Origin of the sequence: Amycolatopsis minnesotensis, from assembly GCF_039529815.1 — a bacterium.
GTDB classification, from domain to species: domain Bacteria; phylum Actinomycetota; class Actinomycetes; order Mycobacteriales; family Pseudonocardiaceae; genus Amycolatopsis; species Amycolatopsis minnesotensis.
Genome location: NZ_BAAANN010000019.1, coordinates 118,184 through 141,537, shown reverse-complemented (window position 1 = coordinate 141,537; position 23,354 = coordinate 118,184). Strand labels below are relative to the sequence as shown.

General features: G+C 69.9%; 24 protein-coding genes. 6 read left to right on the top strand and 18 right to left on the bottom strand.

Going from position 1 to position 23,354, the window contains the following annotated elements; translation table 11 throughout:
* Positions 1–56: 56 nt before the first annotated feature.
* Entirely contained in the window at positions 57–449 is a 393-nt protein-coding gene (locus ABD256_RS24030; RefSeq protein WP_344422961.1) for a winged helix-turn-helix transcriptional regulator, read from the bottom strand.
* A gap of 93 nt (positions 450–542) precedes the next feature.
* On the opposite strand from ABD256_RS24030, the gene ABD256_RS24025 reads away from it, so the two are divergent.
* On the top strand, positions 543–1,451 hold the full coding sequence (locus tag ABD256_RS24025) for an enoyl-CoA hydratase/isomerase family protein (protein ID WP_425546508.1): 909 nt from the start codon (positions 543–545) through the stop codon (positions 1,449–1,451).
* Between the two features lie 80 nt (positions 1,452–1,531).
* Here the strand turns inward: ABD256_RS24025 and dnaB are convergent, their stop codons facing one another.
* The 12 genes from dnaB to ABD256_RS23965 form a co-directional block, all read right to left on the bottom strand.
* Entirely contained in the window at positions 1,532–2,935 is a 1,404-nt protein-coding gene (gene dnaB, locus ABD256_RS24020; RefSeq protein WP_344423086.1) for a replicative DNA helicase, read from the bottom strand.
* A 511-nt stretch (positions 2,936–3,446) separates the two neighbouring features.
* Complete coding sequence (locus ABD256_RS24015; RefSeq protein WP_344422958.1) at positions 3,447–4,250, bottom strand: ESX secretion-associated protein EspG; 804 nt, start codon at positions 4,248–4,250, stop codon at positions 3,447–3,449.
* Positions 4,251–4,298: 48 nt separating this feature from the next.
* On the bottom strand, positions 4,299–5,645 hold the full coding sequence (locus ABD256_RS24010; protein ID WP_344422955.1) for a hypothetical protein: 1,347 nt from the start codon (positions 5,643–5,645) through the stop codon (positions 4,299–4,301).
* Between the two features lie 53 nt (positions 5,646–5,698).
* Positions 5,699–6,298 (bottom strand): DUF3558 domain-containing protein, encoded by a 600-nt coding sequence (locus ABD256_RS24005; protein WP_344422952.1) that lies wholly within the window; start codon positions 6,296–6,298, stop codon positions 5,699–5,701.
* A gap of 2 nt (positions 6,299–6,300) precedes the next feature.
* Complete coding sequence (locus ABD256_RS24000) at positions 6,301–6,708, bottom strand: hypothetical protein (protein ID WP_344422949.1); 408 nt, start codon at positions 6,706–6,708, stop codon at positions 6,301–6,303.
* Positions 6,709–6,900: 192 nt separating this feature from the next.
* On the bottom strand, positions 6,901–7,356 hold the full coding sequence (rplI, locus tag ABD256_RS23995) for a 50S ribosomal protein L9 (protein WP_344422946.1): 456 nt from the start codon (positions 7,354–7,356) through the stop codon (positions 6,901–6,903).
* A gap of 11 nt (positions 7,357–7,367) precedes the next feature.
* Positions 7,368–7,616 carry a 30S ribosomal protein S18 gene (rpsR, locus tag ABD256_RS23990; RefSeq protein ID WP_091288784.1) on the bottom strand — a complete coding sequence of 83 codons (249 nt, stop codon included), beginning with the start codon at positions 7,614–7,616 and terminating at the stop codon, positions 7,368–7,370.
* A 33-nt stretch (positions 7,617–7,649) separates the two neighbouring features.
* The gene (locus tag ABD256_RS23985; RefSeq protein ID WP_344422935.1) at positions 7,650–8,156 is read right to left on the bottom strand and encodes a single-stranded DNA-binding protein; all 507 of its coding nucleotides are present in this window, start codon (positions 8,154–8,156) and stop codon (positions 7,650–7,652) included.
* Between the two features lie 4 nt (positions 8,157–8,160).
* A complete protein-coding gene (gene rpsF / locus ABD256_RS23980; protein ID WP_344422932.1) occupies positions 8,161–8,499 on the bottom strand; it encodes a 30S ribosomal protein S6 in 339 nt (112 codons plus the stop codon).
* 120 nt (positions 8,500–8,619) lie between these two features.
* A complete protein-coding gene (locus ABD256_RS23975) occupies positions 8,620–9,540 on the bottom strand; it encodes a hypothetical protein (protein ID WP_344422930.1) in 921 nt (306 codons plus the stop codon).
* A gap of 111 nt (positions 9,541–9,651) precedes the next feature.
* Positions 9,652–10,521, bottom strand: coding sequence for a hypothetical protein (locus tag ABD256_RS23970; RefSeq protein WP_344422927.1), 870 nt, complete (start codon positions 10,519–10,521; stop codon positions 9,652–9,654).
* A 126-nt stretch (positions 10,522–10,647) separates the two neighbouring features.
* Positions 10,648–11,556 carry a hypothetical protein gene (locus ABD256_RS23965; RefSeq protein WP_344422924.1) on the bottom strand — a complete coding sequence of 303 codons (909 nt, stop codon included), beginning with the start codon at positions 11,554–11,556 and terminating at the stop codon, positions 10,648–10,650.
* Between the two features lie 142 nt (positions 11,557–11,698).
* Here ABD256_RS23965 and ABD256_RS23960 point away from each other — a divergent pair, with 142 nt between their 5' ends.
* A complete protein-coding gene (locus ABD256_RS23960; RefSeq protein ID WP_344422921.1) occupies positions 11,699–12,475 on the top strand; it encodes a deoxyribonuclease IV in 777 nt (258 codons plus the stop codon).
* Between the two features lie 151 nt (positions 12,476–12,626).
* Entirely contained in the window at positions 12,627–12,959 is a 333-nt protein-coding gene (locus ABD256_RS23955) for a hypothetical protein (protein ID WP_344422918.1), read from the top strand.
* A gap of 20 nt (positions 12,960–12,979) precedes the next feature.
* Here the strand turns inward: ABD256_RS23955 and ABD256_RS23950 are convergent, their stop codons facing one another.
* Positions 12,980–14,521, bottom strand: coding sequence for a glycosyltransferase family 87 protein (locus ABD256_RS23950; protein ID WP_344422915.1), 1,542 nt, complete (start codon positions 14,519–14,521; stop codon positions 12,980–12,982).
* Positions 14,522–14,567: 46 nt separating this feature from the next.
* Positions 14,568–15,668 carry an ROK family transcriptional regulator gene (locus ABD256_RS23945; RefSeq protein ID WP_344422912.1) on the bottom strand — a complete coding sequence of 367 codons (1,101 nt, stop codon included), beginning with the start codon at positions 15,666–15,668 and terminating at the stop codon, positions 14,568–14,570.
* 54 nt (positions 15,669–15,722) lie between these two features.
* Between ABD256_RS23945 and ABD256_RS23940 the strand changes: the two genes are divergently transcribed.
* A complete protein-coding gene (locus tag ABD256_RS23940) occupies positions 15,723–16,778 on the top strand; it encodes a Gfo/Idh/MocA family oxidoreductase (protein ID WP_344422909.1) in 1,056 nt (351 codons plus the stop codon).
* Here ABD256_RS23940 and ABD256_RS23935 read toward each other — a convergent pair.
* The 3 genes from ABD256_RS23935 to ABD256_RS23925 form a co-directional block, all read right to left on the bottom strand.
* The gene (locus ABD256_RS23935; protein WP_344422906.1) at positions 16,771–17,943 is read right to left on the bottom strand and encodes a macrolide family glycosyltransferase; all 1,173 of its coding nucleotides are present in this window, start codon (positions 17,941–17,943) and stop codon (positions 16,771–16,773) included. The genes ABD256_RS23940 and ABD256_RS23935 overlap by 8 nt on opposite strands.
* A gap of 85 nt (positions 17,944–18,028) precedes the next feature.
* On the bottom strand, positions 18,029–20,842 hold the full coding sequence (locus tag ABD256_RS23930) for a transglycosylase domain-containing protein (RefSeq protein ID WP_344422903.1): 2,814 nt from the start codon (positions 20,840–20,842) through the stop codon (positions 18,029–18,031).
* A 97-nt stretch (positions 20,843–20,939) separates the two neighbouring features.
* Positions 20,940–21,353, bottom strand: a complete 414-nt coding sequence (locus ABD256_RS23925; protein ID WP_344422900.1) for a DUF5318 domain-containing protein — start codon at positions 21,351–21,353, stop codon at positions 20,940–20,942.
* 298 nt (positions 21,354–21,651) lie between these two features.
* Here ABD256_RS23925 and ABD256_RS23920 point away from each other — a divergent pair, with 298 nt between their 5' ends.
* Both ABD256_RS23920 and ABD256_RS23915 read left to right on the top strand, forming a co-directional pair.
* The gene (locus ABD256_RS23920) at positions 21,652–22,227 is read left to right on the top strand and encodes a PadR family transcriptional regulator (protein WP_344422897.1); all 576 of its coding nucleotides are present in this window, start codon (positions 21,652–21,654) and stop codon (positions 22,225–22,227) included.
* A gap of 44 nt (positions 22,228–22,271) precedes the next feature.
* Positions 22,272–23,351, top strand: a complete 1,080-nt coding sequence (locus ABD256_RS23915) for an inositol-3-phosphate synthase (RefSeq protein ID WP_344422894.1) — start codon at positions 22,272–22,274, stop codon at positions 23,349–23,351.
* Positions 23,352–23,354: the final 3 nt, after the last annotated feature.

The window sequence follows — 23,354 nt, the reverse complement described above, 5'->3', positions numbered from 1 at the left end:
CGGCCTTCCGAAGAGCAGGTGCGGAGCCCTGCGGCTTTCCCGGTGGTTGACCGCTTCTAGGACTGTCCGGAGCGGAGACGGTGGTCGTAGCCTCGCTGGCACTCCTGGATCTCGTCGGTGTGGGCGACCGTCCAGTCGTACAACCGGCCGAACGGCTCCCGCAGGGATTCGCCGAGCGGGGTGAGGGAGTACTCGACTCCGACCGGCGAGGTCGGCAGCACCCGCCGCTCGATCATCCCGTTGCGTTCCAGGCGGCGCAGGGTCTGGGTCAGTACCCGCTGGGTCACGCCGCCGAGGCGGCGTTTGATGTCGTTGAACCGGCGGGGCCTTTCGAGGACGTCCATCGCCATCATCGACCACTTGTCGGCGATCTGGTCGAGAATCGGACGGCTGGGGCAGTCGGCGCGGTAGACGGTGCCGTCGTCCGCGCCGGTGCCGGGCATGGCCATGTCGGTATCCTCCGCGATCCTTACGATGCCGAAAGTGCGTTATTGACGCTGGTGGGTCCCGCGCCGCAGCCTAGGTATACATCAGGAACCTAGATGCCTGCCAGGTACGGATCGGAGATCCACGTGCACCACGACGCCTACGCCACCCTGCGAGTGAGCCGCGAGGCCGGCATCGTCCGCGTCACCCTCGACAACCCACCCGTCAACGTCCTCGACGTCGCGCTCATGACGGACCTCCGGCGGCTGCTGACCGCGCTGCGAGAGGACGATTCAGCACGGGTGATCGTGTTCGACAGTGCCGACCCGGAGTTCTTCATCGCGCACGTCGACATGTCACTGGTCGACGCGCCGGACGCCTTCGACGAACTCGCGGCCGACGTGCCCCCTGGCATCAACGTCTTCCAAGCACTGGGGGAACTGCTGCGCCACCAGCCCCAGGTGACGATCGTCAAGATCGCCGGCCTGGCGCGCGGCGGAGGGGCGGAATTCGTCACGGCCGCGGACATGGCGTTCGCGGCGACCGGTCGTGCCGGGATCGGCCAGATCGAGGCCCTCATGGGAATCGTGCCCGGCGGCGGAGGCACGCAGTACCTCGCCGAGCGGATCGGCCGCAATCGCGCCCTGGAGGCGGTGCTCAGCGCCGACCTGTACGACGCGCAAACCGCCGAACGCTACGGCTGGGTCAACCGGGCCGTCCCCGCCGATGAGCTCGACGAGGTCGTCGACCGCCTGGCCCGCAATATCGCCGCATTGCCCGAGGGCGTGGTCGCCGCCGCCAAACGCGCCGTCACCCCGGACGATCTGGCCGAAGGCTACCGGCGAGAACACGACGCCTGGGCGAGCCAGTTCACCCGGCCCGCGGCCGAACGGCTGATCCGAGCCGGACTGGCCCACGGCGCCCAGACCCGCGACGGCGAACGCGATCTGGAGGGTTTGCTCCGCACGCTGGCCGGTGCTGATCAAGAGAGCGAAACCCTGTCGTCTACGCCCGGAAAGCCGTAGCCCGGTCTCGCCGCCCGCTTCACAGGTGAAGCGGGCGGCGAGATCATCAAGCCGATTTTGAGGCCCGGCAAGCTTTCCGGTCAGCTCTGGGCGAGATCGGCGAACCGGCTGTAGTGCAGCTGGTGCGCCACCACGATGGTCGACTGCGGCCCGGCACGGTGCTTGGCCAGGATCAGGTCGGCCTCGCCCGCGCGCGGGTCGTCGCGCTCCCAGGCGTCGGGCCGGTTGATCAGCAGCACGATGTCCGCGTCCTGCTCCAGCGAACCGGACTCTCGCAGGTCCGACAGCATCGGGCGCTTGTCCGTCCGCTGTTCGGGACCACGGTTCAGCTGGCTGATCGCGATCACCGGCACTTCGATCTCCTTGGCCAGCAGCTTGAGCTGACGGGAGAACTCCGACACTTCCTGCTGGCGGGACTCGACGCGCTTGCCCGAGGTCATCAGCTGGAGGTAGTCGACGACCACGAGCTTCAGGTCGTTGCGCTGCTTGAGCCGCCGCGCCTTCGCCCTGATCTCCATCATCGTCATGTTCGGCGAGTCGTCGACGAACAGCGGCGCCTCCGAGATCTCGCTCATCCGGCGCGCCAGCCGCGTCCAGTCGTCGTCGGTCATGCGGCCACCGCGCATGTCGGCGAGCCGGATCTTCGCCTCGGCCGAGAGCATGCGCATGACGATCTCGGTGCGGCTCATTTCCAGCGAGAAGATGACGCTGCTCATGCCGTGCTTGATCGAGCAGGAGCGGGCGAAGTCGAGTCCCAGTGTCGACTTGCCGACACCTGGACGGGCCGCGACGATGATCATCTGGCCGGGGTGCAGGCCGTTGGTCACGTCGTCGAGGTCCATGAACCCGGTCGGGATGCCGAAGGACTGGCCGCCGCGCGAGGCGATCGCGTCGATCTCGTCCATGGTCGGCTGGAGCAGCTCCTCCAGCGCGACGTAGTCCTCACTGGTGCGCTTCTCGGTGACGTCGTAGATCGCGGCCTGCGCGCGGTCGACCACCTCGTCGATGTTGCCGCCGTCGGCGCTGTTCGCGCCGTACCCGTACTGCACGATCCGGGTGCCCGCCTCGACGAGCCTGCGCAGCACCGCCTTCTCGGAGACGATTTCGGCGTAGTAGCCCGCGTTCGCCGCGGTGGGCACGGTCGCGATCAGGGTGTGCAGGTACGGCGCGCCGCCGACCCTGCCGAGCTCGCCGCGGCGTTCCAGTTCGGCCGACACGGTGATCGGGTCGGCGGGCTCGCCCCTGCCGTAGAGGTCGAGGACGCAGTCGTAGACGGCCTGGTGCTTGGGCAGGTAGAAGTCGCCGGGCCCGAGCGCCTCGATGACGTCGGCGATGGCGTCCTTGGACAGCAGCATCCCGCCGAGCACGGACTGCTCGGCCGCGATGTCCTGCGGTGGCTGGCGGTCGAACGTGCCGGGCTCCGGCCCCGGGTCGCTCGGCCCTGGATCGGAGAACATCGGACCGCGGTCGTCGGTCAGCGCCACCGCTGCGGACACCTCCTCGTTACGGGGACAGAACCGGCACGGCGACCGGGTCTCGAAGACACCGGCCACCGGGACGTTCTGTCGAACACGTGTTCTAGTATGCCGGATCTTCCGGTCCCGCGCGGCGGTCCCCCACAGGCGTTCCGGCCACGCTTCGCACCGTCCGTCGCACTGCCCGGCCGGAGCACGCTAGATCGCCCGGACGGACGAGTGCAAGCCGGGCTGGGGACGCCCCTGTGCACTACCTGTGGATGAATCGCGGTAACCAGCCACAGGTGCTCCGTACCCTGTGCACAACTTGGGGACAACGACTCCTCCCAGGGGAGAAATAGCAGGTCAAACCCTGTAGACAAGCTGTGGGTAAGTTAGTTGAAAGACCTGCGGCGTGTCGCCGAACGTCGCATCATCGGCGTGTCGGGGACACGCGGTGGGACAAGAGGTGTGGGAAACCTGTGGATGGCTGTTACGGAGGGTAGATCCCTCACTCGCTAGGCTGAGCGGGTGGCGGCCGTCAGCCGCCCATGATCCTGCTCTGCGCGTTCCGTAACCGGTCGCCGAACAGCTGCAGCGTCGCGGGCGCGAACGCGATCCGGGAGTCGCCGCGGCCGGGGAGCTCCTCCATCAGCCAGCGGCCTTCGACCGTGTCGATGAAGTTCAGCGGCCGCTCGATGCGGCGCCGCGTGCCCGCCCTGGTTCGCGCCGCCATGTAGACGCTGCCGCCGCCGGTGCGCTCCAGGCCGAGGATCCGCTGCATCTCCTTGCCGCCCGCGGGCGGTGCGCCGGTGCGCGGCGCGGCCTGCATGATCGAGAACCCGCCGTCGGACTCCGCCTGCGGCGCGCGGCCGGTGACGAACTCCGACTTCTCGACGATCATCGTCTGCCCGCGTCCCGGCTGGCCGGGCGGGATCTGCTCGAGGAACCCCTGGAGCAACTGCTCGGAGCGCAGCGGCGCGATCGTGACGACCTCTTCGGTGATGCTGCGCGCCGCGACGAACCCGGTGCCGTTCGCGCTGCCCGCGAGCACGGTGAAGTTCGAGGGCAGGCCAGGTGCGAACCTGCCCTCGAACCAGCCGTAGAACTCCACCTGCGGCTGCGCGATCGCCTCGATGGTCGCCGCGAAACCGCGTTCCATCCCGCGCGGCCCGAGCAGGCCGTACTCCGCCAGCGCCTGGTTGACGCGCTCGTCCAGCTCGCGGCGGATGCCGTCTTCCATGAAGACGGCCTTGCCGCCGAACACGTTGTGCGGCTCACCGCCACGACGCTTGATCAGCGCGGTGATCGTCGGGGTGGTGAAGGTGAGTGCTCGGTCCAGCACGGTTTCGACCTCGGTCTTGGGATTGTGCGGTGGGAAGGAACTGGCCGGCTATTCGCCGATCACGGGTGGCGCGGTGAGCTCGTCGGTGCCGAAGATCTCGTTCGGGTCGTCGCCGACGAGGTACTTCGACTGGTGCTCCTCGTCCTCCTGGCCCTTGCCCTTGGCGCCGTGGCCCGCCATGCCGCCCATGCCCGCCATTCCGGCCTTGCCCGCCATGCCCTTGCCCGCGCCCATGGCACCGGCACCCATGGCGCCGCCCTTGCCCGCGCCGGCGGCACCCGCGCCCGAACCGGTCGCGGAACCCGCGCCGAGCCCGGCACCGCCGGGGCCGAACGCGCCGCCGGAGAAGTCACCGGCACCGCCACCGCCACCGCCGCCAGGCCCGAAGCTCGCCGATCCGCCGCCCGGCCCGAAGTTGCTGTTCAGGCCGCCGGTGTTAAAGCTCGGCGGCGTGTACCCGGCCTGGGTCGTGCTGTCGTCGAACTTCGGCAGATCCGTCTTCGGGATGTCCGTCTTCGGAATGTCCGAGTTGAAGCGGGGGTCGTTCGGGTCCGTCAGGTGCGAGGTGTTCGGGATCTCGGACTTGGGCATGGTGAACTTGCCCTCGGGGATGCCGCCACCGCCACCGCCGACACCGCCACCACCGAAGCTCCCGCCGGGGCCACCGCCACCGCCGAAGTCGCCGCCGTCACCGGTGTCGGAGAACTTGTTGCCGTCCCACGCGTTGTACTTCGGCATGCCCGCGGCGTTCTGCGCGCTTTCGCTGAAGTACGTGGTGAACGCCTGGACGTTGTGCTGGCCCTGCTTGTTGTACTCCTCGATCTGGTCGTCCTTGTCGCTCATCGGGTTGATCCCGTCGACGAACCCGGCCTCCGGCGGGTCCTTCGCGATCTCCTGGACGTTCTTGTGGACGTTGTCGAAGGAGGTGGCCTGCGAGCCGAGGTACTTGCCGCTGTTGTCGAGGTTGGTCGACGAGTCCTTCAGCCAGACTCCCAGCGGGTGCGCGCCGTTCTGCGCGGCCTGCCCCGAGTTGCCGACCCAGTGCGCGTCCATTTCGGAGTTCAGCTTGGCGATCTGCTGCGACCGGGTGTCGTGCGTCTTCGAGAGGTCGACCGCGGCGCGGTGCCCGCCGTGCAACGACTCCGAGCCGATGCCCTGCGTGATCTGCTCCCAGATCTGCCTGCCGTCGATCGTCCGGTTGTTGAAGCTCGCCTCGGCCTTCTGCGCCTCGGGGCCACCGCTCATGAGGCCGACGAGCCCGCCGACCACACCGCCGACGACCGCGCCCGCCGCGGTGCCGATCACCGGCACGACGGAACCGACCGCGGCTCCCGTTCCCGCGCCGATCGCGGCGCCCTTGAGCGTCTCACCTGCTGTGTTCGCGTCATTGCCCATGGCGGATCAACCCTCCCGGGAGCCGAATGCCGAATCGATGTTCCTGCGCCGCGTCATCGCGCGCCCCCCTTGAGGTTGTCGATCATCAACGTCGCCGCCCGCTGCGCGAAGTCGCACGACTTCGCCTTGTTCGCCCCGCTCGGGATCTGGGTGATCACGTCGACGACGAGCTGGTCGGTGACACCGACCCAGAGCCCGCACGATCCCATCGCCCTGCCGTCGTCGGTGTCGGCGAACACCGCCGGGTACCCGTTGATCCGGGTCGGCTCGAAGTAGACGTTCCTCGCCTTGGTCGCGTAGAAGTCGCTGAGCCCGTTCTTGTTCGCCGTCACCGGGGAGATGGTGAGGTGGTTCAGGTCGCTCGCGGTCGAGGTCCAGACGCACTGCGGGCCACCCGCGCCCTGACCGGGTGTCGGCTGGGCGATGCCGATCTGGCTGAGCTGGCCCTCGGACAGCGCGGAGCACGGCGTACTCGTCAGCTTGTCGACCGGCAGCGGGGACGGCACGCGCGGCACGTCACCGGCCGGGGCGCTCGCCTGCGGTGACGAAGCCGGTGCCGAGGTGCTGCCGGAATTCCCGCCGGTGCCGGAGCAGCCGGCGAGCAGCGCGCCCGCGGCGAGCGCGGCGGCACCGATGCGGATCGGGTACGGCACGGTCACATCCCCTGACTCTGCTTCTGCACTGCCTGCTTCGCGTCGTCCTCGCCTTGCTGGATGCCCTTCTTGGCGTTTTCGAGCGCGGTGATGTAGTTCGTCACGTAGGTGATCATGCGCCGCGTCTGCTGGAGGAGGGTGTCGCCCGAGGGGTTGGCGGCCTTGGTGAAGTCGCCGCTGGCGAACTCCTTGCCCGGCGCCTTGACCCCGGCGATCTGCATCGCGTACTTCTCGTCGCTCTGCAGGTCGGTCAGCAGGTTCTTCCACTTGGTGATGACGCCGTCCACGCCGTCCGGATCGAACTTGTAGCCACCGGCCTCGCCGTTGCTGCCGACCTGGATCGGTGCCGGCGGAGGCACGTCCTTCTTCGTGTCGGTCGGCGTTACCGTCTTCTGGTCCGGATCGGCCATGAGCGAGGGCCCCCTTCACTGCGCATTCACCAAGTTCTCACAAAACCCGCCTATCGGACGATAGCGCAGGCGGTTTGGTTCCCGGTACGGAACACCTGATCGGTGTCACATTCGCGGGCACCGCCCCGGGTGCCGGAACGACCGATGCCCGCCCCCGGATCGGGGACGGGCATCGGTGGACGTGCTGGGCGGTTACTTGGCCGTGACCTCGAGCCGGACGCCGACCTTGACGTCGGGGTGCAGCCTGGCGCTGACCTGGTGCTTGCCGACCGTCTTGATGTGCTCGCCGAGCTCGATGACGCGCTTGTCGAGCAGCGGGCCGCCGGCGGCCTTGATCGCGGAGACGACGTCGGCCGTGGTGATCGAGCCGAACAGCTTCTTCGAGCCCTCGGCCGCCTTCGCGGACAGCGAGACGGTGCCGAGGCCCTCGAGCGTCGCCTTGATCTCCTTGGCGTGGTCGAGGTCCCGGATGCGGCGGGTCTCCTGCACGCGGCGGATGGTCTGCACGTTCTTCTCCGCGCCCTTGCTCGCCACGATGGCGTAGCCGCGGGGAAGCAGGTAGTTGCGCGCGTACCCGTCCTTGACCTCGACGATGTCGCCGGGGCCGCCGAGGTTCGCCACGTCGGTGGTGAGAATGATCTTCGCCATGACGTGCCTCCTTAGCGGGCGGTCGAGGTGTAGGGCAGCAGCGCCATCTCGCGGGAGTTCTTGACCGCGATGGCGATGTCACGCTGGTGCTGGCTGCAGTTGCCGGTCACCCGACGGGCCCGGATCTTGCCGCGGTCGGAGATGTACTTGCGAAGGAGGTTGGTGTCCTTGTAGTCGATCGACTCGGGACGGCCCTTCTTCGCGGCCTTGCAGAAAACGCAGACCTTCTTCTTCGGCTTGCGAATGGGTGGCTTTGCCACGGTGTACTCCTGGAAATATCCGAAAGTGGTTGGTTAAAAGGGGGGCTCGTCGGCGAAACCGCCGCCGCCTCCACCGCCGCTGCTCGCGGCCGGCGCGGAACCCCACGGGTCGTCGGCGGGTGCGCTCGACGCGCCGCCACCACCACCGAACCCGCCGCCGCCACCACCGCTGCCGCGGCTCACCTTGTTCACCTTGGCGGTGGCGTAGCGCAGAGAAGGACCGATCTCGTCGCATTCGAGCTCGACGACGGTGCGCTTCTCCCCTTCTTTGGTCTCGAACGACCGCTGCTTGAGCCTGCCCTGCACGACGACGCGCGCGCCACGTGTGAGGCTCTCGGCGACGTTCTCCGCCGCCTGGCGCCAGATGTTGCAGCGCAGGAACAGCGCTTCGCCGTCCTTCCACTCGCCGGACTGGCGGTCGAAGGTGCGCGGGGTGGACGCGACCGTGAAGTTCGCGACCGCCGCACCGGACGGGGTGAAGCGCAGCTCGGGGTCGGAGGTCAGGTTCCCGACGACCGTGATGACGGTGTCTCCAGCCATGGCCTCAGGCCTTCGCGTCGGCCGGCTTGCGGAGCTTGCGGGAGCCCGGCTTCGGGGTCTCGCGCCGCATGACCTTGGTACGGAGCACGGTTTCCTGCAGCGACAGCTGGCGGTCGAGCTCCTTGACCGCGTCCGCGGTGGAGTTCAGGTCCAGCAGCGCGTAGATGCCTTCGGCGTGCTTCTTGATCTCGTACGAGAGCCTGCGACGGCCCCACACGTCGACCTTCTCGACACTGCCGCCGGTCGTGCGGATCACGTTGAGGAACGTGTCCAGCGTCGGCGCGACCGTGCGCTCGTCGAGCGTGGGATCGAGGATGACCATTACCTCGTAATGGCGTGACACAACCACTCACCTCCTATGGGCTCGCGGCCACGGCCTGTCCGTGGCAGGAGGGTTTGTCCAGGTAAGGATAGCCGGGTGGTCCGGCAGTCCCGCCGCCGGGCGGGTCGAGCGGGCCGCGCGCTACGGGGAGACCCTGCGCAGCACCCAGGTCCGCACCAGCGCGGCGGTGACCCCGGCGAGCGCGATCACGGCGAGCAGCATCGGCAGCTGCACGGTGCCGGTGGTGCCGGTGGCGGCCAGCGAATCGGCCTTGCCCGCGTTGTGCACGTCCGCGGTGCCCTGCGGCTGCTGGTCGCCGCCGAGCACGCCGAACTCCGGCGACTGGACGCCGGGCAGCGGGCCCGCCTGCGGGTAGCGGGCGCCAGGCGGCATCGCGACGCCGGGCACCGCGACCGGGATGTTGCCGTAGTTGCGCGGCGGCGCGATCCCGGCAGGGCTCGGCGTGCTCGAACCGGGCTTGCCGGGTGTCGTGTAGCCGGGCGCGCCCGGGCGGCCCGCGGTGCCACCGGGCGTGCTGCCCGGCGTGTTCGAGGTCGGCGCCACGTAGTTGCTGGCGTAGGTGTTCAGGCCGCAGTTCGCGGTGAGTGTTTCGGCGATCTTGCGAACGGCGTTCTTCCGCACGTCCGGCAACAGGCCGAGCCCGTCCACGTCTTTGATGGTGTCGGCGACCACGGAGGCCACGGCCGAGCCACTGATCGCCCCGCTCTGCCCCTGGGGAAGGGCGCCGACCGGAATCGCGCCCTTCTTGGCGGTTTCGGCCGCCACCTTGTCCGGATCGACGGCCAGATTCCAGAACTGCTTCGCGGCAAGGGTGCCCTTGCGCACCAGGTCGTTGAGCTTGGGGCCCTGTACGACGACGGTCTCGCCCATCGGGCCCACCACGGTGCCGGAGCAGCCGTCGGCCGTGACGGGGCTGGCGGCGGCGGTGCCCGCGCTCAGCAGGCTCCCGCCGGCGAAGATCGCCGCGAGCGCGGTGGCGGTCAGTGTTCGGCGGGTGGCCCTGCGGCTGGTGCTGGCAAGGTCGGCGCGTCGAATCCGCACGGGCTGGTTCCTCCGGTCATGGCGCGAGACACGGGCTATCACCGAGTGATAACGAGCGGGCTGCCGGAAAGATACTAGGAAGTAGCGGAGCCGGTGTGCACAGGCCGTGTTTCAGGCGACGGTCTTCCGGAGCACCCAGGTGCGCACGAGACCGGCGCTCGCACCGGAAAGTGCGACCACGGCAACGAGAACGGGCAGTCCGACACCGCCGGGGAGCCCGCTCGAACCGGACGGCAGCGCCTCCGCCCGTCCCGCGTTCTGGACACCGCCGGGCTGTTTCGGGCCCTCCTGGCCGAGAATCCCGAACTCCGGCGCGTAACCGGGTACCTGCCCGCCGTAGCGGACGCCGGGCGACGGCGTGTACAGGCCCGCTGTCGCGGCGGGGACGTTGCTGTAGTCGCGCATCGGCGAATAGCCGCCGGAGAAGCTCACCGGCAGGCCGCCGAAGCTGAACGGGGTGCCCGCGCCGGGCACCAGCGGGCTGTTGACCGGCGGGAGCACGGAACCCGCGCCACCGCCGGTGGCGGGTGCGCCCGGCGAACCCGGAGTGCCGGGGGTGCCCTGTTTCGGTGGCTGCGCGGGCGGCGGGGTCCCCTGCTTCGGCGGCTGGCCACCACCGGAGAGCGCCTTGCCCACGTCGCCCGCGGCCTTGCCGAGCCCGTTGGTGGTGCCCGAAACGACGCCGTTGATCGCGCCTGCCGCGGGTGCGCCGATGACCGGGACGGGTGCGATGACGGCGTCCACCACGTTCACGGTGATGTGGCACAGCGCGTCGAGCACACCGCCGATGAGATCGGTGATCGTCTTCAGGCCGAACGGGGTCTGCACCTTGTCACCGGGATGGACGGTGACGGTCTGGCCGCAGCGCGCGGGCACGACCGTGCCGGCCGACGCCGTCGCCGGCGCGCCGAGCACGGCGGATCCGGCCAGCACGAACACCGTGGCCCCGGTGGCTACCGTCCTGCGCGTACGCCCTTGCATCGCGTTCCTCCAGCGGCATCTGCTGCGGTCACCCACAGGGACAACGACGCTAACGGAGCGCGGTGACGCCCGTCGAACCGAACGGCGGGCGCAAACGGGTGGACTTGCCGGTCACCGAGTGTGCGGTCAGGCGGCCTTGCGGCGCATCCAGGTGCGCACGAGCGCGGCGGCGACGATCGCCAGCGCGACCACGGCCAGCAGCAGCGGCAGCCGCGCGGGCGGGGTGGACGCCGGGAGCGCCTCCACCGACGAAGGCTGCGCGATCACCGTCGGCGGCGTCGCCTCCTGCGGCTGTTCGGGGCTGCCGAGGCTCGGCGCCACCGGGGGCACCACGCCGGGCGGGATGATCGGCGCGGTGATGGGCGGCAGGCCGTTGATCGCCACGCCGTCGAGCGGGAAGCTCGTCTGCACGCCGGTGAAGCTGCCGACACCGTCGCCGGGCGCGGTGACGATCGGCGAGATCTGGTCACCGGGGCCGCCCGGCTTGCCGGGGTTGTCCGGCGGGGTGGGCTTGCCCGGCGGCGGCTCGCTCGGCGGCGGCTCGCTCGGGTCGTCCGGTTCGTCCGGTTCGGTCGGCGGGTTGTCCGGCTGCGTCGGGCCGTTGTCGTCGCCGGTGACCGGGGCGGTCAGGTTCTGCACGCCGCCCGCCGCCTTGTTGGCGAGCGTCTGCACGGGCTTGCAGACGCCGGTGGTCACGTCGCGGAGGCCGGGCACCTTGGTGATGCCGAGCGCGTCCAGCGCGTCGGTGACCGGGAGGTTCAGCAGCGGCTTCCCGCCGTTGGCGCTGGTCGACTTGCTGCCGAGCCCGAGGTCGACCGCGCCGGGCCGGTTGACCAGCGCGCCGACGTCGACGGTCACCGGGGTGCCGTCCTTGGCCGACACGGTCGCTTCGCAGTCGCCCTTGAGGAGGGGGTCCGGGCCGGGTGTGGCGGAAGCGCTGTTCGAAAGGAACAGGCCCGCGGACGCCGCGACGACGAACCCCAGTGCGCCGACGCGCTGTGCGGTCTTCCCCATGTGCTCTTCGCCCTCCGGCATCTGACCCACGCTGCCTCACGGAACGCGCTCACGGTACTGCACGAGCGTCACCGCCCGGTGCCGGACACCGGAATTCACCCGGTGGATCCTCACGCGCACGCACGCCGGATTCCTGTCGGCGCCCGGCGCTACGCTGCCTGGCATGCAGATCGGTGCGCACGTCCGTGACGAGGACCCGCTTCCCGCCGCCCGCGAACGAGACGCCGCGGTGGTGCAGTTCTTCCTGTCCGACCCGCAGGGGTGGAAGGCGCCGAAGCGGCATCCGAGCGCGGACGAGATCGCCGCGTCCGAGGTCGAGGTGTTCATCCACTCGCCGTACCTGATCAACGTGGCGTCGCTGAACAACCGGATCCGGATCCCGTCGCGCAAGGGCGTGCTGCAGCACGCGAACGGCTCGGCCGAGGTGGGCGCGAAGGGGCTGATCGTGCACGGCGGGCACGTCCGCAAGGGCGAGGACCCGCGGGAGGGCCTGGTCAACTGGCGCAAGCTGTTCGAGCGCCAGGCCGCGGACGGCGGGTTCGCGGTGCCGATCCTGATCGAGAACACCGCGGGCGGCGACGGCGCGATGACCAAGGATCTCGACATGATCGCCCGGCTGTGGGAGCAGGTCGGCGAGTTCGGCGCCGGGTTCTGCTTCGACACCTGCCACGCGTTCGCCGCCGGGTGGGACCTCGAAACCGCGGTGGACAAGGTCAAGGCGATCACCGGCCGGATCGACCTCGTGCACCTGAACAACTCGCGCGACGAGTTCGGCTCCACGCGGGACAGGCACGCGAGCGTGGTCGGCGGCGAGGGCACGATCGACCCCGAGGTGCTGGTCGGCGTCGCGGGTTCGGCGGGCGCCCCGGTGGTGGTGGAAACCCCCGCCGACGGCCAGGCCGCCGATATCGCCTACCTCCGCGAACACCTGGGCGCCTGACCCCTTTCCCGCATCGGCCACCGGCACGATGCCCCCCGCTGAGCTGCAGTTAGCGGGCTAAACGCGCTCGGCGGGCGGAATCGGGGTTGCTCCTGACGTGGCGTCAGGGCGGAGCCTCGGCCGGGTACGCACCCCGACCGAGGAGGAAGCGATGAACGACCGGCCGGTCTACCGCGCCGAGGACGGTGAGCTCGTCGGATACCTGCGCCGCGACGGCGACGGCTGGCTGCCGCTGACCGTGTTCGGCTACCCGCTCGCCGAGGCGGGCCCGCTCGAGGACTCGGTGGCCGAACTGGAGGGCCGCGGGCTCGCGGTCCTCGGTGACCGGTGGTCGGTGCGCCACGACGGCGAGTGGCTCGCGTGCCGTCTCGCCGAGGCGGCGCCCGGCCGGGTCACGGTGCGGATCACCGACTTCGGCTCACCCGGGTTCGGCGCCACCCGGGTGCTCGACCGGCCGGGTCCCGAGGTGCTCCGCCCCGGCTGAGGGGAGGCCGGTTCCGGGCGTCAGACCGGAACCGGCGCCCGCTGCTTCCAGGTCACCACGTCCGGCGCGCCGTCCAGCACGCCGCCGCCGGGATCACCGGTGAGCGTGTCCTCGTCGATCCGCACCGGATCGGCGGACGGGCGGTAGATCTCCCTGATCACCAGCACGCACAGGCCGGCGACGGCGAGGTCCCGCACGGTGACGGCGCCGAGGAACCAGCCTTCGGGGAGCCCGCGGTGGTCCTCGCCGAGGTAGTAGAACATCCGCGGCGCCCACACCAGCGAGTCGAGCACCATCCACGCCAGCAGCAGCCGCCAGCGCGGGATCGCGAGCACGGCCAGCGGGACGAGCCACAGCGAGTACTGCGGGCTCCACACCTTGTTGGTGATCAGGAACGCCGCCACCACCAGGAAGCACAGCTGCGCGAGCCGCGGCCGCACCGGCGCGGCCAGCGCCAGGTAGGCGATCCCGGCGCAGCAGATCACGAACAGCCCGCCGCTGACGATGTTGAGCCAGGTCGGCGTCTGGTGCGCGCCGAGCGGGCCGTCGAACCCGGTCCAGCCGGTGAAGTACGAGATCACGTTGTAGATCGAGTCCGGGTCCATCGGGCGGCTGGTGTTGAGCCGGAAGAACTCGGCCCACCCCTGGTGCAGCCAGATCGCGAACGGCAGGTTGAGCGCCAGCCACGCGCCGGCGCCCGCGGCGGCGGTCTTCGCGAACTCTCGCATCTTGCCCGCGCGCAGGCACAGCACGAGCAACGGCCCGAGCAGGAACAGCGGATACAGCTTCGCCGCGGCGCCGATGCCGAGCAGCAGCCCGGCCAGCGCGGGTTTTCGCCGCGACCAGGCGAGCAGGCCGGTGGCGGCGAACGCGGTCGCGAGCGCGTCGAAGTTCGTGAAGACGTGCACGAGCACGAGCGGGGAGATCGCGACCAGCACCGAATCCCACGGTCTCCTGCGGTGGGTGCGGGAGGTCGCCCACACCGTCACCAGCCAGCCCGCGGCGAGGAAGAGCGCGGTGATGTCGAAGTACACGGCGACGTCGAGGCCGCTCGGCAGCCACCCGGACGCGGCGACCGACTGCCACGCCTGCGTGACCTTCGCGTTGGCCCACTGGAACAGGCCGGTGAGCACCGGGTACTCCATGTACCTGGTCTGCGCGCCGGCGGTGCCCTCGTCCTCCACCCAGCTCGTCTCGTACGGGAAGGCGCCCGGTTTGTTGAGCCGTTCGGCGCCGTAGAGCGGCACGATGTCCGAGTAGCACATCGCGACGTACGGCCGCCCCGAACGCCAGTCGAGCTCGGTCTGGCCCTGGTCGTTGGTGAACTGCTGGATGCAGGGGGCCTTGCCGAACCAGCCCAGCATCAGCGCGACGACGCAGAGCAGCAGCGCGACCCGCAGCGGCGACCAGAACCAGTGTCTGCCGGTGGCCGCGTGGGAGCCGAGCGGCCCGCCGATCGGACGGGTCACGGCGGCGGCGAAGGGGTCGGTCCGGCTCGGCGCCACGCGCGGCGCCGGCTCGGGGACCTCGGGTGCGCTCGTCTGCTCGGTCGGGCTGGACACCCGGGGATGTTAACGAGATCCGCGTCGCGGAGGTGTGAACGCCCGCTCATCCCGGGTCGGCGTAGAACTTGGCGAGCACCTCCGCCGCGGCACCGGCGGCGACGATGTCGTCGCCGAACTCGTCGAGATCGAGCTGGATGCGCTGCCAGTGCGGGAGCGGCAGCGACGCTTCGAGCCGCTTCCTGATCGCGTCGGTGTAGAGCGACGGCGTGGCCCGCACGCCCCGCCCCGCCAGCACGATCCGGTCGAGGTCGAGCACCTGGACGAGGTCGACGAGCCCGATGCCGAGCAGGTCGGCGGCGCGTTCCGGGTCGCCCGCCAGCACGGCCTCGTTGTGCAGCACCTCGACGCAGCCGTTCCGCCCGCACGCGCAGCGCGGTCCGGTGTAGTCGAGCGTGGTGTGCCCGAACTCACCCGCGTTCGTCCTCGGCCCGCGGTACACCTCGCCGTCGATGAGCAGGCCGACGCCGATCCCGCTGCCGACGAAGACGACGGCGGTCGCGCGGGGGCGTTCGCCGGCCAGCCAGCCGTGCGCGAACGCGGCGGCGTTGGTGTCCTTGTCGACGACGACGTCGAGCGCGGTCTTGGCGCTGAGATCGGCGCGCAGGGGCACGCGGTCCCAGCCGGGCATCTTCGTGGCGTGGTGCACCACACCGGTGACGTGGTCGAGCGGGCCCGCCGCCCCGACGCCGAGGCCGAGCAGCGCGCCGGTGCCGGCCACACCGGCCACACCGGCCACACCACTGTGGAGTTCGTGCGCGCAGTCGGCGATCGCGGTGACCGCTTCGGCCGGGGTGAACCCGGGGCGCAAGCGCTTGCCGGTCCTGGCGCGCACGGTGCCGAGCAGATCGGTGCGGACCGCGCGCAGTTCGTCGCGTTCGAGCTGCACGCCGATCGCGTACCGTGCCTCGCCGCGGATGGTGAGCCGCGTGCGCGGCTTGCCGACCCCCTGCGCGGGTTGCCTTTCCTCGTCGAGGAAGCCCGCGTCGAGCAGATCGGGCACGATCTTGGAGACGGCCTGCTGGGTCAGCCCGGTGACCTTCGCCAGTTCGATCCGGCTGAGGCCGCCCGTGCGGCGGATTTCGTCGAGCAGGAGTGCGCGGTTGTGCTGGCGCAGGCCGCGCACGTTCGCTCCGGATTTCGCCACGTGTCCATCTTGCCACCGATTGCTGATAAAGCAACAGTGTTGTTTAATTACCGCATGACTGAGCTTCGTGTCGGCATCCTCGGCTACGGAACCGGGGGCCGGGTCTTCCACGCCCCCCTCGTCGCCGCGACGCCGGGCCTGACCGTCTCCGCGATCGTGACCTCGGACCCGGAGCGCGCGAGCCGGGCCGCCGCCGATCATCCCGGCGCGACCGTGGTCGCGGACGCGGACGCGCTGTTCGAACTCCCGCTCGACCTCGTCGTGGTGAGCACCCCGAACAAGACGCACGTGCCGCTGGCGCTGCGGGCCATCGAACGCGGCACGCCCGTCGTGGTGGACAAGCCGTTCGCGCCGACGGTCGCCGACGGCGAACGGCTCGTCCGCGCCGCGGCGGAGGCGGGCGTCGGGCTCACCGTGTTCCAGAACCGCCGCCTCGACTCCGATTTCCTGACCGTCCGCGGAGTGCTGGACACGGGCAGGCTCGGCAGGGTCTTCCGGTTCGAGTCCCGGTACGACCGCTGGGTGCCGCGGCCCAAGGACAACTGGCGGGAGCTCGGCGATCCCGCCGAAGCCGGCGGCCTGCTCTACGACCTCGGCGCGCACATCGTCGACCAGGCGCTGACGCTGTTCGGGCCGGTCACCGAGGTCTACGCGGAACTCGACCGCCGCCGCGAAGGCGTCTCCGCCTGCGCCTCCGACGACGACACCTTCGTCGCGCTCCACCACGCCAACGGCGTGCGCTCGCACCTGTGGGCCTCGGCGCTCGCGGGGACGCGGAACCCGCGCTTCCGGGTGCTCGGCGACGCGGGCACGTTCACCAAGTACGGGCTCGACGTGCAGGAGCCGCAGATCAAGGACGGCATGCGACCCGGCGACGAAGGCTGGGGCGTCGAACCGGCAGCCGACGCCGGTGTGCTCGGCGTGGGAGACGACGTCGAGACCGTGCCGACGGAAACGGGCCGGTACGAGGACTTCTACGCGCGCACCCGCGACGCGCTGCTGGGCGAGGGCGAGTTCCCGGTCGACCCGGCGAGCGCGCTGGAGGCGTTGCGCGTGCTCGAGGCCGCTCGCGTGGCCGGTACCGAGCGAAGGGTCGTCGAACTCACCTGAGTTCGGCTTCCACGACGTCGGCCGCCGCACGCACGCCCCCGGCGCGCTTGATCTCGTCGCGCATCGACGCCAGGTTCGCGGCCATCTCCTCGTTGCCGCGCACCGAGTCGAGCGCGGCCGACAGGCTCGCCGCGGTGACGTTCGCGGGTGGCAGGTGGACGCCGAGGCCGAGCTGGGCCAGCCGGTCGGCGTTGGCGCGCTGCTCCGGCATCTGCGGGATCGCGACGGTCGGCACGCCGAAGTGCAGCGCCTCCATGGTCGAGCCCATCCCCGCGTGGGTCACGAACGCGCACGCCCGCTCCAGCACGGCGAGCTGCGGCACCGACTGGTGCGCTTCGACGTTCGACGGCAGCGCGCCGAGGCCCGCCGGGTCGATCTTCTCGCCGACCGACAGCACGACGTGCTCGTCGCGACCGGCCAAGGCGTCGAGGCAGGTCCGGTAGAACTCCGGGCGGTCGTTGTAGGCGGTGCCGAGCGAGACGAGCACCACCGGCCGGTCCCCCGGCGGGGCCCAGCCGCCCTGGAACGCCGACCGGTCGCCGAGGCCGGGCCCGACGAAGTGGTGCGCCCCGGTGAACGTGCCGCCTTCGAACTGGAACGCCCTCGGCACGAACACCAGCTGGGGCAGGTCGGTCGAGCCGTTGACGACGGTGTCGGCGCGCAGCCTGTACTTCTTCGCGAACACCGCCATCCGCAGGAACGTCAGCAGCAGGCGCGGGCTCGCCCTGTTCACGTCCACGTACCGCGTCATGGACCAGTGTTCGTTGCTCACCAGATTCGGCCAGCTCGTCACGACGGGCACGCCCCAGTGCGCCGCGAGGAACCGGCCCCACCACGCGATGGGACCGTCGTGCACGACCAGGTCCGGCTCGTCGCCTTCGTACCGCGCGATCATTTCCGGGACGAGCCGCTTGGTCTCGCGCAGCATCGCGGCCATCACCTTCGGCAGCTCGCCGCGGCCGAACTCGGGCGGCTCGTCGAACTCGCCGAGCATCTTCGACTCGTAGGCGAGCACTTCCGCGCCGATCGCCTCGGCCCGCCCCGCCATCGAGCTGTGCACGGCGTAGCTCACCCGGTGCCCCCGCGCGAGCAGTTCGGCGGCGAGGCCGAGCGTCGGGTTGACGTGCCCGGCGCCGAACGGGACGCAGAACGCGATGTGGCTCATGAGATGTCTCCCCCCGGTGACAAGCCCGAGCATACGCGGAAACACGAAGAAGGCCCCGCACGAACGAATCGTGCGGGGCCTTCGGTCAGCCGTCGCGGCTCCGGCCGGGTGGTGGCTGGCCGAGCCACCCGTTGTGGTCGTTGTCACCGCCGGGGAAGGGTGGCCGGTCGGTCGTCTTCGTCGGCTTGGTCGGCGTGCCCGTGTCGCTCGACGTCGAAGGCGGTGGCTGCTCCGAACTCGTCGACGGTGGCGGGGGCGGCGGCTCGCTCGTCTTCGGGGTCTCCGGCGCCTTCGACGACGTGGACGGCGGCGCGGACACGACCGGCTTCCCGATCAGGTCCACCTTGGGGAACTTCAGCTCCTGCTGCCCCTTGAGGTAGGCGTCCATGAACTTCTGCCAGATCTTGCCCGGCTCGGCGCTGCCGTACATCGGCTTGCCCTGCGCGTTGTAGATCGGCCGGTTCCCGTTGGTGCCGACCCACACCGCGGTCGAGATCTGCGGGGTGTAGCCGACCATCCACGCCTGCGCGTTGTCCTTCGACTTGGGGCTGTCGCTCCCGCCGACGTACTGGTGCGTACCGGTCTTGCCCGCGCATTCCCGTCCGCTCGCGCAGTCCAGTTTCGAGTACGAGACCACCGGCTGCAGCGATTCGGTGACGTTGCCCGCGATCTGCTTGCTCTTCTCCGCGTCGTCGGAGAAGGCGGGCTTTTCCTGGGTCGGCGTCTGGTAGACGACATCGCCGCCCGGCATGGTGATCTTGTCGACGAAGTGCTGCGCGCGGTGCATCCCTTCGGCGGCGAAGGTGGCGTACGCGGCGGCCATGTCCTCGGTGGTGACCTGCGTCTTGCCACCACCGATGGAGATGTTCGCGTCACCGGCTTCCATCGTCTTGACGTTGCCGTGCTGGGCGGGGATCCCGGCGGCGTGCGCCGCGTCGATCACCGGCTGGGTGCCGGTCACGTTCGTCACCATGTCGTAGAACACGGTGTTGACGGACTTCTGCATGCCTTCGGCGACGGTGCACGGCGCCGGTTCGTTGTCGCAGTGGCTCACGTTGCCGATCGGCGGCGAGCCCTTGAACGACGCGCCGTTCTTCGAGGTGAAGGTCTCGCCGAGGCCCTTGCCCTTCTGCAGCAGCGCCACCAGGTCGAACGGCTTGAACGACGAGCCGGGTTCTCGCTGGTAGTTGGCCCAGTCGAGATCCGCCGTCTTGCCGTCGGGCAACAGCCCGGTGCCGCCGTAGTACGCCTTGACGCCGCCGCTGTTCGGGTCGACCGCGACCAGCGCCTTCCTCAGTTCCGGCTGCTTGCCGATCACGTCCTTCATGACCGACTCGGCGGCGTCCTGCGCCATCTGCTGCGCCTTCGGGTCGATCGTGGTGTAGATCTTGTAGCCGCCGGCGTGGATCTTCTCCTCGGAGTAGCCCGCCGCGTCCAGCTCGGCTTCGACCCGCTTCTGCACCAGCGAGTTCGGGCCGGTGATGCCCTTCGGCTTGGTCTCCTCGGCGGGTACCGGCATCGGGAACGTGGCGGCCGCGCGGTCGGCCGGCGAGAGCCACTTGTTCTCGACCATCCGGTCCATCACGTACTTCCAGCGCGACTTCGCGTAGTCGATGTTCCCCGAGCGGCTCGGCCCCTGGATGAGTCCGGCCAGCAGCGCCGCCTCGGAGGCGTTCAGGTCCTTCACCGGCTTCTTGAAATACGCTTCCGACGCGGTCGCGACGCCGCTCGCACCGCGCCCGAAGAAGATCGTGTTCAGGTACGCCGCGATGATGTCCTTCTTGTCCTGCTGGTTGTTCATCTTGAAGGACTTCACCAGCTCGGTGAACTTACGGGTGAGCGTCGGGGCTTCGTTCTCGGTCGCCTTCTTGATGTACTGCTGCGAGATCGTGGACCCGCCGCCCTGCTTGCCGGTGGCCTGGTTCCAGACCGCGCGCAGGATGCCGGTGACGTCGAAACCGCTGTTGGTCTCGAAGGTGGCGTCCTCCGCCGCGTACGCGGCGTGCTTGACCACCTCGGGGATCTCTTCCGGCTTCAGGATCTGCCGGTTGCCGCCGGGCGGGACGTCCTTGCCCATCTCCGAGCCGTCGCCGAAGTAGTAGGTGACGACCTGGCTCTGCTTGGCGGCCACCTCCTCCGGCGTCGGCACGTCGACGAAGAAGTAGGCGATCGTGAACGCGGCCGCCGGCAGCACCACGAAGAGGCCGAACAGGACGTAGAGGGTGCGCCGGATCCGCCGCCAGCGCCGCTTCTTGCGCTGCTTCGGGGTCAGTACCGGCTTTTCCTTCTTGCCCTTGCCGTCACCGGGGTCTTCCTCGTCCGCGCCGAACTCGTTGAACCTGGCCTGCTCGTCGGCGTAGCCGTCGTCGTAATCGTCGTACCCGTGGTCGTAGCCGTCGTCGTATCCGTGGTCGTCGTGCGCGGGCTGGCCGACGGTGCCGTTGTGCTCGTGGTGGGTGAGCAGCTCGGGCTCGCGCGCGCTCGGGTCGACGCCGCGCGGCACGTACCCGGTCGGTTCGTCGCCGGGGGGCCGCCTGCCCGGCGGCGGTGGCGGCGGTGGCGGCTGCCGGTACTGGGGAGGCGGTGGCCCCTGCGGCGGGCGCTGCCCTGGCGGCGGGCCCTGCGGGGGACCTTGCGGTGCGCCCGGCGGGGGGCCGGGGGGTGGCCGGTACCCGGGCGGCGGGCCCTGCCTCGGCGGCCTGCGCGGCGGCTCCTGCTCGCCAGGCCACTGCGGCTCGTCACCGGATGGCCACTGCGGCGGCTGGTTCTGCTGCCTCGGCGGCTGGCGGCGCGGGGGTCGCTCGCCAGGCCACTGCGGCTCGTCGTCGGTCGGCCACTGGGCGTGACGGTGCCGATCAGGCTCCTCGCCAGGCCAGGAGCGGTTGTACTGGTCGTTCACGAAAGAGCCTCCCAGGACGGCGGTTCGGGGTACGCCGTTCTGTGGTCATGAGCTGCACTTCTGGTCGTTCCGGTCGCGCTGATCACTGTCCTGCTGATCACTGTCCTGCTGTCCTCCGCGAGCTGCGCCTGGGTTCAGGGCAGCCAGGGGTTCCCGTGCCAAGGACGTATGACTGCACCAGGTGGTTCCACCCGCATGTCCGGCAGACCTCCACCACGTACACGGTGAACTCGGTGAACAGGTTGGCCATCCTGGTGAGCTCGTCCGGGCTCCGCGCGGAGCCGGCGGCGTGCTTCAGCTCGTCGCCGTAGACCCACGAGACGTGCGTCAACGCCTCCTTGCGGCAGACCGGGCAGCTCGTCCGGCTCGGCTGGCCGTGGAACTTGGCTGCCCGCAGCAGGTACGGGCTGGCGTCGCAGACGTCCATCGTGCCGACGCGACCGGAGTAGACACCGGCCAGCAGCGCACGGCGCTGCAAGGCGTAGTCCACGATCTGTCGCTCGTTCCGCACGTGGACAGACTACGTGCCCGGCGTGTGCTCCCAATGAGCCGTTCTGCCTAGCGATCTTCGCCCGAAATGCGACACGCCGGAAATTTGATAACACTCCGGTGAATTTCCCTCGTCGACTGGGCGGCGCGGAGGTCACTCGGAAAGGTTATGTACACCACTTCGATGTATCGGCGCGATATACTCCGGCGGTAGGTTGACGGTGTCGTCAAGCGGTCGGAGCACCCGTCGAGCGGTTCGCCCGCTCGCAGGTGGGACAACGCCGGGCGAGGCCGTTCATTCCCCGGAGGGAGGTGTCCCCGTGCTGGAGTTCGCCATCCTCGGGCTGTTGCACGAGGCGCCGATGCACGGCTACGTGCTGCGGAAACGGCTGCACGACACGCTCGGCACGTTCCGCACGTTCTCCTACGGATCGCTGTACCCGACCTTGCGGAGGCTGCTGCGGAACGGCTTCCTCGTCGAGGAGATCGACGACGAGGCGGAGGCGGGCCGTGCCGCGTCGACGAGGACGTGGGGCCGCCGGGCCAAGCGCGTGTACAAGCTCACCGCGGAGGGCAAGGAGCACTTCGCCGAGCTGCTCGGTGACGCGGGTCCCCAGACCTGGGACGACGAGGGCTTCGGCGTCCACCTCGCGTTCTTCTCGAGGACACCGGCCGACGTCAGGATGCGCATATTGGAGGGTCGTCGCCGTCGCGTCGAGGAGCGCCGCGAAGGGCTTCGTGCCGCCATGGCCAGGGCCGAGGAGAAGATCGACCGCTACACCCGCGAGCTGCACCGGCTCGGGCTGGAGACCAGCGAACGGGAAGTGCGGTGGCTCAACGAGCTGATCGCGCACGAACAGGCCGAGCAGCACGACCGGGGCGACCCGGGCCGCTGACGGCGAGCACTCACCTACAGATCACTAGTTAAGGAGAAACCGGCATGGGCGAGAACCGCCGCGTTCGGGTGGCCATCGTTGGCGTCGGCAACTGTGCGGCGTCGCTGGTGCAGGGCGTGCAGTACTACCGCGACGCCGATCCCGCATCGCGCGTGCCAGGTTTGATGCACGTGCAGTTCGGCGACTACCACGTGTCCGACATCGAGTTCGTCGCCGCGTTCGACGTGGACGCCAAGAAGGTCAGCCGCGACCTCTCGGAGGCGATCTTCGCCAGCGAGAACAACACGATCAAGATCGCGGACGTGCCGCCGGTCGGCGTCACCGTGCAGCGCGGGCACACCATGGACGGGCTCGGCCGGTTCTACCGCGAGACGATCGAGGAGTCCGACGAGCAGCCCGTCGACGTCGTCGCCGCGCTGCGCGAGTCGAAGGCCGACGTGCTGGTCGCCTACCTGCCGGTGGGCTCCGAGGACGCCGACAAGTTCTACGCCCAGTGCGCGATCGACGCCGGGGTGGCGTTCGTCAACGCGCTGCCGGTGTTCATCGCGTCCGACCCCGAGTGGGCGAAGAAGTTCACCGACGCCGGCGTGCCGATCGTCGGCGACGACATCAAGTCGCAGGTCGGCGCCACCATCACGCACCGCGTGCTGGCCAAGCTCTTCGAGGACCGCGGCGTCCAGCTCGACCGCACGATGCAGCTCAACGTGGGCGGGAACATGGACTTCCTGAACATGAAGGAGCTCGAGCGCCTCGAGTCGAAGAAGATCTCCAAGACCCAGTCGGTGACCTCGCAGGTCGACCGCGACCTCGGCAAGGGCAACGTGCACATCGGGCCGTCGGACTACGTGCAGTGGCTCGACGACCGCAAATGGGCCTACGTGCGCCTCGAAGGCCGCGCGTTCGGCGACGTGCCGCTGAACCTGGAGTACAAGCTCGAGGTCTGGGACTCGCCCAACTCGGCCGGCATCATCATCGACGCCGTGCGCGCCGCGAAGATCGCGAAGGACCGCGGGATCGGCGGCCCGATCCTGTCCGCGTCCTCGTACTTCATGAAGTCGCCGCCGGAGCAGTACAGCGACTCCGTCGCCCGCGACGCGGTCGAGACGTTCATCGCGGGCGAGTAGCCA

Bases quoted from the DNA above. Each gene is read 5' to 3' on its own strand.
- ABD256_RS23965 (WP_344422924.1), bottom strand. From the start codon at position 11,556: ATGCCGGAGGGCGAAGAGCACATGGGGAAGACCGCACAGCGCGTCGGC.
- ABD256_RS24000 (WP_344422949.1), bottom strand. From the start codon at position 6,708: ATGGCCGATCCGGACCAGAAGACGGTAACGCCGACCGACACGAAGAAG.
- ABD256_RS24010 (WP_344422955.1), bottom strand. From the start codon at position 5,645: ATGGGCAATGACGCGAACACAGCAGGTGAGACGCTCAAGGGCGCCGCG.
- rplI (WP_344422946.1), bottom strand. From the start codon at position 7,356: ATGGCGAAGATCATTCTCACCACCGACGTGGCGAACCTCGGCGGCCCC.
- ABD256_RS23940 (WP_344422909.1), top strand. From the start codon at position 15,723: ATGACTGAGCTTCGTGTCGGCATCCTCGGCTACGGAACCGGGGGCCGG.
- ABD256_RS23960 (WP_344422921.1), top strand. From the start codon at position 11,699: ATGCAGATCGGTGCGCACGTCCGTGACGAGGACCCGCTTCCCGCCGCC.
- ABD256_RS23915 (WP_344422894.1), top strand. From the start codon at position 22,272: ATGGGCGAGAACCGCCGCGTTCGGGTGGCCATCGTTGGCGTCGGCAAC.
- ABD256_RS23985 (WP_344422935.1), bottom strand. From the start codon at position 8,156: ATGGCTGGAGACACCGTCATCACGGTCGTCGGGAACCTGACCTCCGAC.
- ABD256_RS23970 (WP_344422927.1), bottom strand. From the start codon at position 10,521: ATGCAAGGGCGTACGCGCAGGACGGTAGCCACCGGGGCCACGGTGTTC.
- ABD256_RS23935 (WP_344422906.1), bottom strand. From the start codon at position 17,943: ATGAGCCACATCGCGTTCTGCGTCCCGTTCGGCGCCGGGCACGTCAAC.
- ABD256_RS23955 (WP_344422918.1), top strand. From the start codon at position 12,627: ATGAACGACCGGCCGGTCTACCGCGCCGAGGACGGTGAGCTCGTCGGA.
- ABD256_RS24030 (WP_344422961.1), bottom strand. From the start codon at position 449: ATGGCCATGCCCGGCACCGGCGCGGACGACGGCACCGTCTACCGCGCC.
- ABD256_RS24025 (WP_425546508.1), top strand. From the start codon at position 543: ATGCCTGCCAGGTACGGATCGGAGATCCACGTGCACCACGACGCCTAC.